We start from the raw sequence: 11,429 nt of genomic DNA on the forward strand, positions 1-11,429 counted from the left end.
AGAAAAATCCCCATGGGACTTGGGGGAAAGGCCTGTCGGGCCCTTTTTCTGGGGTCCCCGCCTAGGAAAGCTTCGGGGGCACTTAGGTCGTAGGATGGGGGGCGTGGAAGCCATCGTCCTGGCAGGGGGGCGCGAGCCCTGGGCGGAGAAGTACGGGGTGAGGAGCAAGGCCCTGGTGCCTTTTCGGGGAAGGCCCATGGTGGAGTGGGTGCTGGAGGCCCTGGTGGGGGCGGGGCTGGAGCCCATCTACGTGGGGGAGAACCCGGGCCTCACGCCCCCCCCTAAGCGCACCCTCGAGGACCGGGGGAGCCTCCTGGACAACCTCGAGGCCGCCCTGGCCCATGCGGAGGGCCGGGTTTTGGTGGCCACGGGGGACCTCCCCCACCTCACCCCCGAGGCGGTGCGCTTCGTGCTGGAAAACGCGCCCCAAGCGGCCCTGGTGTACCCCATCGTGCCCAAGGAGCGGGTGGAGGCCCGCTTTCCCGGAAACCGCCGCACCTACGCCCGCCTACGGGAAGGGGTCTACACTGGGGGGAACCTCCTCCTTTTGGACAAGGCCCTCTTCTTCCAGGCCCTTCCCCTGGCCCGGCGGGTGGTGGCCCTGAGGAAAAACCCCCTGGCCCTGGCCCGGCTCGTGGGGTGGGACGTCCTCCTCAAGCTCCTCCTTGGACGCCTCGGCCTTGCCGAGGTGGAGGCCCGGGCGGGGCGGATCCTGGGGGTGGAGGCCAGGGCCCTGGTGGTCCCCCACCCCGAGGTGGGGGTGGACGTGGACCGGGAGGAGGACCTGGTAAGCTAAGCCCATGCGCACGGTGAAGGAACTCCGCCTGGCGGGGCTTTTCGCCTACCTGGCCGCCTTGGTGGTGGGGCTTCTCCTCTCCCTTCTCCTCCACGTCCTCCTGGGGGGTGGGGGGCGGCTTGGGTGGGAGGGGTTTAACTTTTGGGGCTTAGTGGAAGGGTTTTTCTTCCTCTTCGCCTTCACCTTTACCCTCTACCTGGCCCAGCAGGCGGTGCGGGTGCCCTGCGCCACCCTCCTCACCGCGGGGCTCCTTGCCCCTAAGCCCGCCTACCGCCTGGCCAAGCCCCTGCCCCGGGTGGAGGCCCTCGAGGCCTACGAGGGCCGGGGGGTGGCCCTCCTGGTCCAGGAGGGGCGGCCCGTGGCCCTCCTGGGCCTTTCCGACGGGGTCCTGCCCCTGGAGGAGGTGCCGGGGGTGGAGGCGGAGGTGGCCGCCTCCGAGCTCCTTCCCCTCTTTTTCCGCCAGCCCCTGGTGCTGGTCTACCGGGGGGAGGAGGTGGCGGGGGCCATTCCCCGGGAGGCCCTTGACAGGCCGGGCCTTGGCCTAAAATAGGGGGGAGCGGATGCTCGGGAGGTGAAGGATGCCGCACGTAATCTGCGAGCCCTGCATCGGCGTAAAGGACCAGTCCTGCGTGGAAGTCTGCCCGGTGGAGTGCATCTACGACGGGGGGGACCAGTTTTACATCCACCCCGAGGAGTGCATTGACTGTGGGGCCTGCGTGCCCGCCTGCCCGGTGAACGCCATCTTCCCCGAGGAGGACGTTCCCGAGCAGTGGAAGTCCTACATTGAGAAGAACCGCAAGCTGGCGGGTCTGGAGTAACCCCTAGAGGGGCCGCATGTACCACTGGATGGCCGGCCCCCCATCCTTCACGTAGCGGAACCCCTGGGCCAGGAAGAAGCGCTGCGCCCGGGGGTTATTCCCGTAGACCACCGCGTAAAGCCGCTCCATGCCCCCAAGGCCCTCCACCAGGTGGGCCAGGGCCCTTCGCCCCAAGCCCTGCCCCTGGCGGTCCTCCCGGATGAGGAGGAGGCTTAAGGTGGCGTCCCCCTCCTCGGGGTAGTGGAGCTTGTAGTCCAGGTAGCCCAAGGGCTCCGGCCCCTGGAAGAGCAAGAAGGCCCGCCGCCTGGCATCTTGGGCCAGGGTGTTGAGGTCCTGGAGGACGTCCTCCAGGGTGGGGAGCTCCATGCCGATCAGGGTGAAGTAGCCGGGGCTGGCCCGGTAAACCGCGTGCACCAGGGGGGCCTCCTCCTCGGGGCTATACCCCAGGGGGCGGAGTTCCAGGCTTAGGGTCCGCATCCCGCCCTATGCTACCCTTCCTGCTCTGAGGATGGGGTGAAAAAAACCCTCCCCGGAAGTCCGGGGAGGGTTTCCCTGAAGCCGTTACTTGCGGGCCGGCTCCACCACGGTGACGTTCACCGCCTGGGGGCCCTTGCCGTTCTTGCCCGGCTCCACCTCAAAGGTGACGATGTCGCCCTCGTTCAGGGTGCGGAACCCCTTGGCGTTGATGGCGCTGAAGTGGACGAACACGTCCGTGTCGCCCTCACGCTCAATGAAGCCGTAGCCCTTCTCCGCGTTAAACCACTTGACCCGACCCTTCTGCATACCGCTCCTTCTTCTTCCGCGACCCCACGGGGGCACGTATCCGGGCCTCGAGGGCTTGCTTTGACCCCTGGGGGCCTCCTCGAGGGGGCCCGGAATAATTCACTATACCACGAAGGGGCTATTTGCGGAAGAACCCTTTAAGCCTTTCCCAAAACCCCTCGGGGGCCACCCCCTCCCCCACCTCCTCCGCGTAGGCCCTTAGGAGCCTTTGCGCTTTCGGGGAGAGCTTTTTGGGTACGGCAAGCTCCACCACCACCCTAAGGGCCCCTCGGCCCCGCCCGTGGGGGTAGGGGAGGCCCTGCCCCTCCAGGACGAAGGTCTCCCCAGGGCTGGTGCCGGGGGGGAGGTCCAGGGGGATGGGGCCCTCGAGGCCCGGCACCTCCACCCGGGCCCCCAGGGCCGCCTGGGCCAGGCCGATCCGGAGGCGGTAGACCAGGTCTGCCCCCTCCCGCTCCAGGGTGGGGTGGGGCTGCACCTTGAGGCGCACGTAGAGGTCCCCAGGGCCCCCAGGGGCCAGGTTGCCGTACCCCGGGACCCTCAGGAGGTGCCCCTCGTCCATCCCAGGGGGGATGCGCACCTTGAGCCTCTCCTCCCGGGCCACCCGTCCCCGGCCGTGGCAGGTGGGGCAGGTTGCCTTGAGGAGGAACCCCTGGCCCCGGCAGTGGGGGCAGGTGGCGCGCTGGAGGAGGGTGCCGAAGAACCCCCGGCGGTAGGCCTCCACCACCCCCTGCCCCCCGCAGGTGGGGCAGGGAACCCGCCGCCCCCCCTGCCCCCCGCAGGCCTCGCAGGGCACAAGCCGGGCGTAGACCACCTCCACCTCCTTGCCCTGGAGGAGGTCTTTAAGCTCCACCTCCACCTGCACCTCCAGGTCCTCCCCCCTTGGGGCATGGCGGGCGGGGCGGAAGCCGAAGACTTGGCCAAAGAGGTCAAAGAGGTCCTCCATCTTAAGCTCCGGCTCGCCGAGAAGCTCCCGGTCGTACTGGGCCCTTTTTTCTGGGTCGGAGAGGACCGCGTAGGCCTCGTTGATCTCCTTAAAGCGCTCCTCTGCCTCCTTGTCTCCCGGGTTGCGGTCGGGGTGGTACTTGAGGGCCAGCTGGCGGTAAGCCCGTTTGATCTCCTCCTGGGTGGCCTCCCGGCTCACCCCCAGGATGGCGTAGTAGTCCTTCATCCCCACCTAGCACTTTACAAGCTTCTCCCCCTTCTGCTAGAGTGGGCCCCAATGAGGCTCCTGCGAGCTATCCGGTAGGGGGCCCCTTCCTTCGGGAAGGGCCCCCCCGGTCTTGGCCGCGGGGGCCTCGCTTTTTGGAGGCCGAAGATGCTCCTTTTAACCCCCGGACCCACCCCCATCCCGGAACGCGTGCAGAAGGCCCTCCTCCGTCCCATGCGGAGCCATTTGGACCCCGAGGTCCTTTCCGTAAACCGGGCCATCCAGGACCGCTTGCGAACCCTCTTCGGCGCGCCGGAAGGCACCCTTTTGGCGGCCCTGGCCGGCTCGGGAAGCCTGGCCATGGAGGCGGGGTTTGCCAACCTGGACTCGGGGCCGGTGCTCGTCCTCGTGAACGGGGCCTTTTCCGCCCGCATGGCGGAGATGGCCAGGCTCCACGGCCTAGACCCCACCCCTTTGGAGTTTCCGCCGGGGGAGCCCGTGGACCCCGAAAGGGTGGCCCAGGCCCTGAAGGCGAAGCCCTACCGCATGGTGGCCATGGTGCACGGGGAGACCAGCACCGGGGTCCTGAACCCCGCGGAGGCGGTGGGGGCCCTGGCCAAGGAGGCTGGGGCGCTTTTCTATCTGGACGCGGTGACCACCCTGGGCATGCTCCCCTTCTCCATGGAGGCCATGGGGGTGGACTACGCCTTCACGGGAAGCCAGAAGTGCCTCTCCGCCCCCCCGGGCCTGGCCCCCGTGGCCGCTTCCCCCAGCGCCCGGAAGGCCTTTCGGGCCAAGCGGGGCTGGTACCTGGACCTGGAGCGGGTGGCGGAGCACTGGGAGCGGGGGGGGTACCACCACACCACCCCGGTCCTCCTGCACTTCGCCCTCCTCGAGGCCCTGGACCTGGCCCTGGAGGAGGGGATCCCCGCGCGCGCCCGCCGGGCTCAGGAGACCCACGCCTGGCTCCTTGAGGAGCTTTCCGCCCGGGGCTTCCGCCCCTACCCCAAGGAGAGCCCCCTCCCCACCGTCCTGGTGGTCCGCCCCCCTGAAGGGGTGGAGGCGGACCGGTTGGTGAGGGCCCTCCACGGGGAAGGGGTGGCGGTGGCGGGGGGCATCGGCCCCACCCGGGGGCAGGTCCTCAGGCTTGGCCTCATGGGGGAGGGGGCGCGCCTGGAGATGTACGAGGCCTTCTTGAGGGCCCTGGACCGCGTCCTGGCCCTAGCGTAGGAAGAAGTAGCCGTAGACCAAGGCCAGGGCCATGCGGTAGAGGGCGAAGGGGGTAAACCCGACCTGCTCCACCAGGGCCAGCATGGCCCGCACGGTGAAGAGGGCGGTGAGGAGGGCGGCGAGGAAGCCGAACCCCAAAAGCCCCCACCCCCCCTCCACCACCTCGGGGGCGCTTTTCAGGAGGTCGTAGCCCACGGCGATGAGCATGGTGGGAAGGGCCAGGAGAAAGCTGAACTCCGCCGCCCCTTTCCGGCTTAGGCCTACGAGAAGCCCCCCTAGGATGGTGGCCCCGCTCCGGCTGGTGCCGGGGACGAGGGCGGCGAGGCCCTGGAAGAAGCCGATGAGGAGGAGCCCCGCCCAGGGAAGCTCCAGGGCATCCCGGTACCGGGCCCGTTGGGCCAGACGGTCCGCCAGGAGGAGGAGGAGCCCCACCCCGAAGAGGGCCAGGACCACCACCCGGTCATTCCCCAGCACCTCCCCCTTGATAAAGGGGTAGAGGAGAAAGCCCATGGCCCCGGTGGGCAGGAAGGCCACCCCCACCCGCAGCCAAAGGGCAGGATCGCTTAGGAAGCGGCGGCCGTAGAGGAGGAGGATGGCCAGGATGGCCCCAAGCTGGATGGCGATGAGGAAGGTTTTCAAAAACGCGTCCTCCTCCACGGGCAAGCCCAGAAGATGGAAGAGCAGGGTGAGGTGGCCGGTGGAGGAGACGGGCAGGAACTCCGTGAGGCCCTCCACTATCCCCAGGAGAAGGGCTTCCCAAGCGCTCATGGAGCCCATGCTACCATGGGCCTTGTGGAGGTCTCCGTCCTCATTCCCGCCGCCGGGGAGGGCCAGCGCCTGGGCCTTGGCCCCAAGGCCTTCTTGAAGGTGGGGGGGAAGACCCTTCTGGAGTGGACCCTCGCCGCCTTCCGGGAAGCGGCGGAGGTCCTGGTGGCCCTGCCCCCAGGGGCCGAGCCCCCTAAGGGCCTGAGGGCGGTCTTCCTGGAGGGGGGCCCCACCCGCCAGGCCTCCGTGGCCCGGCTTCTGAGGGCGGCAAGCCTCCCCTTGGTCCTGGTGCACGATGTGGCCCGGCCCTTCGTAAGCCGGGGCCTGATAGACCGGGTCCTCACCGCGGCGCGGGCCCAGGGGGCCGCGGTGCCCGTGCTGCCCCTTCCCGACACCCTCATCCACCCTGAGGGGGAGGCGTACGGGGAGGTGGTGCCCCGGGAGGCGTTGCGCCAGGTCCAGACCCCCCAGGGCTTCTTCACCGCCCTCCTCCGGGAGGCCCACGCCTACGCGGAGAAGAAGGCCCTTTCCGCCACGGACGACGCCCAGCTGGTGCGCGCCCTGGGCTACCCCGTGGCCCTGGTGGAGGGGGAGCGGGCGGCCTTCAAGATCACCTACCCCGAAGACCTCCTTCTGGCGGAGGCCCTGGCCCAGGTATGGAACGCCTAGCGGTGGGCAAGGTCAACCTGGGGCTTTCCCTTTTGGGAAGGCGGCCCGATGGCTACCACGAGCTCCATACCCTCTTTGCGGCCCTCTCCTTCGGGGACCGGCTCTTCCTGGAGCCCATCCCCGAGGGCATCCAGTTCCGGGGGCGGTATGGCCGGAGGAACCTGGCCTACCGGGCGGCGGAGGCCTACCTAAGGGCTGCGGGCTGGCCCGGGGGGGTGCGGATCGTCCTGGAAAAGGCCCTCCCCGAGGGGGCGGGCCTTGGAGGGGGGAGCTCGGACGCGGCCCAGGTCCTCCTGGCCCTAAAGAAGCTCTACCCCAGGGAGGTGGACCTCGAGGCCCTGGCCCTCGCCTTGGGAGCGGACGTGCCCTTCTTCCTGCGGGGTGGGGTGGCCGAGGGCCGGGGGGTGGGGGAGCGGCTTCGGCCCCTTGCCCTCCCCCCCCTGCCGGTGGTGGTCTTCGCCCCGGGGCTCCGCCTCCCCACCCCCAAGGTGTACGGGGAGGTGAAGCCCCACGACTTCGCCCCAGAGCTTCCGGTGGAGGAGATCCTAAGGGCTCTGGAAAGGGGGGAGGAGCCCCCCTATTGGAATAGCCTCGAGGGCCCCGCCTTCCGCCTCCACCCGGAGCTTAAAGAGGTGAAGGTTAGGCTCCAGGCCTTGGGGCTACGGGGCGTCCTCCTTTCCGGTTCGGGGAGCGCCTTCTTTGGCCTGGTGGAGGACGAGGGCCACGCGGGGCAGGCGGCGCGGGCCCTAAGGTATCATGGGTTTGCCCGGGCGGGCTGGCTTGGGGGTGGGTATGGACCGACTGGAAACCTTATTGGGCCCCAATCGGGCTCTCCTCTCTGAGATACAGGCCCTGCCCCTCCGCTGGGACCGGGAGCGGTTCCTCTTCTGGTTAAAGCAGGACTACCCTTTCGTGGAGGCCCTTTACCGCTATTTGGTGGGCCTCCTCCTCGAGGCGCCTCAGGCCCACCGCCTTCCCCTGGTCCACGCCCTTTTGGCCACGGTGGAGGAGCTAGACTGGCTCCTTACCCAAGGGGCAAGCCCCCAGGACCCCGTCCACCCCGTGCGCCGGGCCTACGTGGCTCTTCTGGAGGAGATGGGGGGGCTCCCTTACCCCTACCGCCTGGTCCTCTTCTACTTTCTCAACCGGCTTTTCCTGGACGCCTGGAACGCCCATGTCCAAGGGGAGAGCCCCTGGCAGGAGCTTTCCGAGCACTGGTCGGCCCCTGAGTTCCAGGCCGTGCTCTTTGACCTGGAGGCCCTGGCCCAAGGCCTCCTCCCGGAGTTGGACCCCAAGCTCCTGGAGGGGTACCTCCTCCGCATCCTGGAGATGGAGAAGGCCACCTGGAGCCTCCTTTTGTGAAGGGGACAGGGGTGCTTTTGGGGCCCCCGCCGAAGCGGAAGCTTCGGCGGGGTACCTAGTTGAGCTCCTCGCCCCAGGCCTCTTCAAAGAGGCGCTTGGCCTCCTGCAGGGTGATCTCCAGGGTTTGGGCCACCTCTTCCGCCAGGAGGTAGATGGCCCGCCGCAGGGCCTGGCGGTCCAGGTCGGGGAGGCCCCTTTCCAGCTCCCAGGCTCTAAGCTGCCCCGCCATCTGGGCGATGCGGTAGGGGTTGCCGTCCGCCAGGATCTCGCTGGTCTTGCGGTGGCGGGCAGCCCACTGCTTGGGGAGGGGCATGCGGCCGTTTTTGAGGAGGTCTAGGATGACCGGGACCTCCTCGGGGCTCAAGGCCTTGCGCATCCCCACGCTCTGGGGGGCTTCCACGGGTACATAGGCCTTGGAGCGGGAACCCGGGAAGTCCACCTGGTAGTAGGATCGGCTCACGCCGCTAATGCTCCTTTGGGCGATGCCGGCCACCACACCCACCCCGTAGGGGGGTAGGACCACCTTGTCCCCGGGACGGAACTCTCTCACGGCGCCACTCCTTTCCGGAGCACCAGAAGGAGGTGCTCCATGTAGGCTTCGGTTTCCAGCTGGGGGCTACACCCCAGGGCCGCGATCACGGCGGCGGTGGGGCGGGGGGAGAGCTCCGGCCGTACCGCCCCCTCCTCCTGGCCGCTTCGGACGAGCTCTTCCAGGAGGCGGAGGTAGTGCTCGTGGAGGCCCTTAAGCCAGGGGGTAGGGTCCTCCATGGCCTCCCGGGCCACCGCGGCCCAAAGCCCCCGCCACTCGTCCACCCAGGCCAGGCGTTTCCTGAGGACAGCCTCGAGGCGAAGAAAAAAGGGCGCCTTGCGGCGCACCTCCTCCTCCACCTCGCGGTAAAAGGCCCAGGTCCTTTCCTCCACCAGGGCCTTGAGGAGGTCTTTCTTGTCGCGGAAGTAGAGGTAGATGGTTCCCTTCCCCACCTCCGCTCTCCGGGCCACCTCCTCCATCTTGAGCCCGGAAAGCCCCCGCTCCCGGAGGACAGCCAAGGTGGCCTCGAGGATGGCCTTCTTCTTTTCCTTGGCAAGCGCCCCCGAGGGGGATACCGTCGCGGCCACGAACCCAAGTCTACCACAGGCCCCTTTCCCTTTCATGAGGAAGGCGCTACCCTAATGGGTATAGGGAGGTGAACATGCGCCAGGGCTTCTTCGCCTTGCTCACCGCCGATCCCCTCAAGGGCGCCCTCCGCCAGGTGGAGGCCCGCCTTCTGGAGGAGGCCCGGGGGGAGGCGCTCTTCCTGGTCCCCTACCCCCTAAGGGACCTGGCCGAGGCCTGGCGCCTGGTCTACCGGGATTTGGGTCTCAGGCGGGGCCGGGTCCTCTACCTCAGGCGGCGGGAGGAGGCCTTTGACCCGGGGGTGGCGGGCCAGGTGGCCCAAAGCCCCCTGGTCCTCCTGGCCGCGGAGGGCCTGCCGGAGTTTTTGGACCTTATCCGGGGGAGCCTCCTCCTCCAGGCCCTTCTGGAGGTCCACCGCCGGGGAGGCGGGGTGGTGGCCCTGGGGGAGGCCGCGGGGCTTCTGGGGGAGGCGGCCTTTTACGCCCTGGAAGGGGAGGTGCGGGCCCGGCTGGGCCTCGCCCTCCTCAAGGGCCTGGCCCTCCTGCCCCGGGTGGAGGAGAGGGGGCGCTTCCTCGCCCTCTCCCGCCTGGTGGCGGACAACCCCGACCTGGTGGGCCTAGGCCTTTTGGAGAACACCGCCCTCCGCCTCCTTAAGGGCCTAGGGGAGGTCTGGGCTGGGGAGGTGACCCTAGTGGACGCCGGGGGGGCAGAGTTCACCCACCGGGGGGTGAAGGGCCTGAGGGTGGACGTCCTCTCGGAGGGGGCCCGCTTCCCCCTGCCCGGGCTAGACTAGGGGCATGCCTTCGGGCCGTGCCCACGAGGCCATCAACCTCACGGTCTTGGGAGCTTTGGCCCTTCTTGGCCTTAGGGCCAAAGGCCCCGCCCTCTGGGAGGACCCTTGGGTCCTCTCCTTTGCCCTGGGCTACCTGGGGGGTACCTTTCTCCTAACCCCCGACCTGGACCTGGCGGAAAGGGGGGTGAGGGCGAGCCGCCGCTGGGGGGTTTTGGGCCTCCTCTGGCGGCCCTACGGCTGGCTTTTCCGCCACCGGGGGCTATCCCACACCTGGGTCTTAGGCCCCCTCACCCGCCTGGGGTATCTGGCCTTGCTCCTGGCCTTGCTCTACGGCCTCCTCCAGGGGGTCTCCTCCCTCCTGGGCTCCACCTGGAGCCTCGCCCTTCCCCCCTGGCCCAAGGAAGCCCTTTGGGCGGCCCTTCTTGGGTACTACCTGTCCCAGTGGCTTCACCTCCTGGCCGACGGTATCCTTCCCGATCACGACCTGAGGCGCTTCCGCCGGCCAAGGTGAGGCGGTTTACACACCCTAGGAGTAGCCCCGTGCCAGCATAGGGTATGCGGTTCTACAAGGCGATCCTTTTGGGGTTGGCCCTCCTACCCGCCCTGGCGGTGAACCTAGGGGACCCCCTGCCCCCCTTTTCCCTGGTGGACCCCAAGGGGCAGGAGGTGACCCCGGCCACCATGAAAAAGCCCGCGGTCATCGTCTTTTGGGCCAGTTGGTGCCCGGTCTGCCGGGCGGAGTTCCCCACCCTGCACAAGGTGGCCGAGGAGACGGGGGTCCCCTTCTACGTCATCAGCCGGGAGCCCAAGGACACCCGGGAGGTGGTCCTGGCCTACATGAAGGACTACCCCCGCTTCATCCCCCTCTTGGCCGGGAAGGACAAGCCCCACGAGGTGGCGGGCCGCTTCCGGGTCACGGGCCAGCCTTGGACCTTCGTGGTGGATGGGGAGGGGCGGGTGGTGGCCCTCTTCGCGGGCCGGGCTGGGCGGGAAGCCCTCCTAGACGCCCTTCTCCTCGGCGGGGTTGACCTCCCATAGCTCCGCCCGCCGGGTCTCCCCCAGGGGGGTGAGGGTGAGGAGGAAGTCTGCCCCCATCTCGGGCTTCCCCCACTCCACCAGGACCAGCCGGGCCCCCTCCCGGGCGGCCTCGAGGAGGGGGAAAAGGGTCTTGGGCTCCCTGAGGCGGTAGAGGTCCGCGTGAACCACTTCCCCTTCCGGGGTGGGGTAGTGGTGTATGAGGGTGTAGGTGGGGCTGGTGACCCGGCCCCTAAACCCTAGGGCCTCCGCCAGGAAGCGTACCAGGGTGGTCTTCCCCGCCCCCAAGGGGCCCTTTAGGGCCACCACCGCCCCAAAGGGGAGGAGGGGTAGGAGGGCTTGGGCCAGGGCCTGGGTGTCCTCGAGGCCCTGCAGGGTCCGTTCCAGGAGCTTCCGCATAACAAAAAAGGCCCCGAAGGGCCTTCTGGTGCCGGGAGCGGGACTTGAACCCGCACGCCCTTGCGGGCACCACCCCCTCAAGATGGCGTGTCTACCAAGTTCCACCATCCCGGCAGGGCGCGCCTCAGCGCACCGTTCAGTTTAGCAAAACCCCGCCCCATGTCAAGGTGCTGTAGTTGGCCAGCACATTTGAGACTCTGTGAGGACCCCCTCCTCCTTGAGCTTAGCCAGGAACTCCAAGGGCGCAAGACCCCCCAAAGCCCGGTGCAGCCTCCGCCCGTTGTAGTAGTCCAAATACGCATCCAACTCCCGCTGAAGCCCCTCAATCCCAGAAGGCAGAGGACGCGTGTAAAACTCGTCCCGAAACGCCCGCTGCATGCGCTCCACATGCCCATTCAACTTGGGACTCCGCGGAGGAAGCTCAAACAACCGGATGCCCAAACCCCTACAGGCCTCCTCAAACTCCGCCATAAACTCGCTACCCCCATCCACCTGCACCGCCCGGATGGGAAACGGAC

At 68.5% G+C, this 11,429-nt stretch carries 17 protein-coding genes, 1 tRNA gene and 1 pseudogene; 10 read left to right on the top strand and 9 right to left on the bottom strand.

Translation table 11 applies throughout. The features are described from left to right. Nucleotides 1–103 precede the first annotated feature (103 nt). The 3 genes from WKI94_RS10170 to WKI94_RS10180 are packed head-to-tail and all read left to right on the top strand — an operon-like array spanning nt 104 to nt 1,614. Nucleotides 104–796, top strand: coding sequence for an NTP transferase domain-containing protein (locus WKI94_RS10170; protein ID WP_337845627.1), 693 nt, complete (start codon nt 104–106; stop codon nt 794–796). A gap of 4 nt (nt 797–800) precedes the next feature. Continuing rightward, the gene (locus tag WKI94_RS10175) at nt 801–1,346 is read left to right on the top strand and encodes a hypothetical protein (RefSeq protein ID WP_337845628.1); all 546 of its coding nucleotides are present in this window, start codon (nt 801–803) and stop codon (nt 1,344–1,346) included. Between the two features lie 28 nt (nt 1,347–1,374). Further along, nucleotides 1,375–1,614: a ferredoxin gene (locus WKI94_RS10180; protein WP_003043460.1), complete on the top strand. Its 240-nt coding sequence runs from the start codon at nt 1,375–1,377 to the stop codon at nt 1,612–1,614. A gap of 3 nt (nt 1,615–1,617) precedes the next feature. Here the strand turns inward: WKI94_RS10180 and WKI94_RS10185 are convergent, their stop codons facing one another. From WKI94_RS10185 to WKI94_RS10195, 3 genes are all read right to left on the bottom strand, one after another. Further along, the gene (locus WKI94_RS10185) at nt 1,618–2,091 is read right to left on the bottom strand and encodes a GNAT family N-acetyltransferase (protein ID WP_337845629.1); all 474 of its coding nucleotides are present in this window, start codon (nt 2,089–2,091) and stop codon (nt 1,618–1,620) included. 84 nt (nt 2,092–2,175) lie between these two features. Next, on the bottom strand, nt 2,176–2,397 hold the full coding sequence (locus tag WKI94_RS10190; protein WP_003043467.1) for a cold-shock protein: 222 nt from the start codon (nt 2,395–2,397) through the stop codon (nt 2,176–2,178). 118 nt (nt 2,398–2,515) lie between these two features. Next, nucleotides 2,516–3,565 (bottom strand): J domain-containing protein, encoded by a 1,050-nt coding sequence (locus WKI94_RS10195; protein WP_337845630.1) that lies wholly within the window; start codon nt 3,563–3,565, stop codon nt 2,516–2,518. Between the two features lie 147 nt (nt 3,566–3,712). Here WKI94_RS10195 and WKI94_RS10200 point away from each other — a divergent pair, with 147 nt between their 5' ends. After that, nucleotides 3,713–4,774, top strand: coding sequence for an aminotransferase class V-fold PLP-dependent enzyme (locus tag WKI94_RS10200; RefSeq protein WP_337845631.1), 1,062 nt, complete (start codon nt 3,713–3,715; stop codon nt 4,772–4,774). Here WKI94_RS10200 and WKI94_RS10205 read toward each other — a convergent pair. After that, complete coding sequence (locus WKI94_RS10205; RefSeq protein WP_337845632.1) at nt 4,766–5,551, bottom strand: undecaprenyl-diphosphate phosphatase; 786 nt, start codon at nt 5,549–5,551, stop codon at nt 4,766–4,768. The genes WKI94_RS10200 and WKI94_RS10205 overlap by 9 nt on opposite strands. A gap of 6 nt (nt 5,552–5,557) precedes the next feature. Between WKI94_RS10205 and ispD the strand changes: the two genes are divergently transcribed. From ispD to WKI94_RS10220, 3 genes are read left to right on the top strand one after another with little or no spacing between them, the layout of a single operon-like run. Next, entirely contained in the window at nt 5,558–6,208 is a 651-nt protein-coding gene (gene ispD / locus WKI94_RS10210) for a 2-C-methyl-D-erythritol 4-phosphate cytidylyltransferase (protein ID WP_337845633.1), read from the top strand. Next, a complete protein-coding gene (gene ispE, locus WKI94_RS10215) occupies nt 6,196–7,050 on the top strand; it encodes a 4-(cytidine 5'-diphospho)-2-C-methyl-D-erythritol kinase (protein ID WP_337845634.1) in 855 nt (284 codons plus the stop codon). Before ispD ends, ispE begins: the two co-directional genes overlap by 13 nt. Further along, the gene (locus tag WKI94_RS10220; RefSeq protein ID WP_337845635.1) at nt 7,001–7,570 is read left to right on the top strand and encodes a hypothetical protein; all 570 of its coding nucleotides are present in this window, start codon (nt 7,001–7,003) and stop codon (nt 7,568–7,570) included. Before ispE ends, WKI94_RS10220 begins: the two co-directional genes overlap by 50 nt. A gap of 55 nt (nt 7,571–7,625) precedes the next feature. Here WKI94_RS10220 and WKI94_RS10225 read toward each other — a convergent pair whose 3' ends face one another. Then, nucleotides 7,626–8,120 carry a CarD family transcriptional regulator gene (locus WKI94_RS10225; protein ID WP_337845636.1) on the bottom strand — a complete coding sequence of 165 codons (495 nt, stop codon included), beginning with the start codon at nt 8,118–8,120 and terminating at the stop codon, nt 7,626–7,628. After that, nucleotides 8,117–8,686, bottom strand: a complete 570-nt coding sequence (locus tag WKI94_RS10230) for a TetR/AcrR family transcriptional regulator (protein WP_337845637.1) — start codon at nt 8,684–8,686, stop codon at nt 8,117–8,119. Before WKI94_RS10230 ends, WKI94_RS10225 begins: the two co-directional genes overlap by 4 nt. Nucleotides 8,687–8,760: 74 nt before the next feature. Between WKI94_RS10230 and WKI94_RS10235 the strand changes: the two genes are divergently transcribed. The 3 genes from WKI94_RS10235 to WKI94_RS10245 are packed head-to-tail and all read left to right on the top strand — an operon-like array spanning nt 8,761 to nt 10,515. Beyond that, nucleotides 8,761–9,477, top strand: coding sequence for a cyanophycinase (locus WKI94_RS10235; RefSeq protein WP_337845638.1), 717 nt, complete (start codon nt 8,761–8,763; stop codon nt 9,475–9,477). Between the two features lie 4 nt (nt 9,478–9,481). Next, on the top strand, nt 9,482–9,988 hold the full coding sequence (locus WKI94_RS10240) for a metal-binding protein (protein WP_337845639.1): 507 nt from the start codon (nt 9,482–9,484) through the stop codon (nt 9,986–9,988). A gap of 44 nt (nt 9,989–10,032) precedes the next feature. Beyond that, nucleotides 10,033–10,515, top strand: coding sequence for a TlpA disulfide reductase family protein (locus WKI94_RS10245; RefSeq protein ID WP_337845640.1), 483 nt, complete (start codon nt 10,033–10,035; stop codon nt 10,513–10,515). On the opposite strand, the gene tsaE is transcribed toward WKI94_RS10245, so the two are convergent. The 3 genes and pseudogenes from tsaE to WKI94_RS10260 all read right to left on the bottom strand — a co-directional run. Next, nucleotides 10,477–10,911: a tRNA (adenosine(37)-N6)-threonylcarbamoyltransferase complex ATPase subunit type 1 TsaE gene (tsaE, locus tag WKI94_RS10250; protein WP_337845641.1), complete on the bottom strand. Its 435-nt coding sequence runs from the start codon at nt 10,909–10,911 to the stop codon at nt 10,477–10,479. The two genes, WKI94_RS10245 and tsaE, sit on opposite strands and share 39 nt — an antisense overlap. A gap of 26 nt (nt 10,912–10,937) precedes the next feature. Beyond that, nucleotides 10,938–11,025: transfer RNA gene (locus WKI94_RS10255), tRNA-Leu, on the bottom strand. A gap of 22 nt (nt 11,026–11,047) precedes the next feature. Beyond that, nucleotides 11,048–11,429: pseudogene (locus WKI94_RS10260) on the bottom strand (integrase core domain-containing protein); the annotation flags it as partial.

This window comes from Thermus sp., assembly GCF_037444525.1.
Taxonomy (GTDB): Bacteria; Deinococcota; Deinococci; order Deinococcales; family Thermaceae; genus Thermus.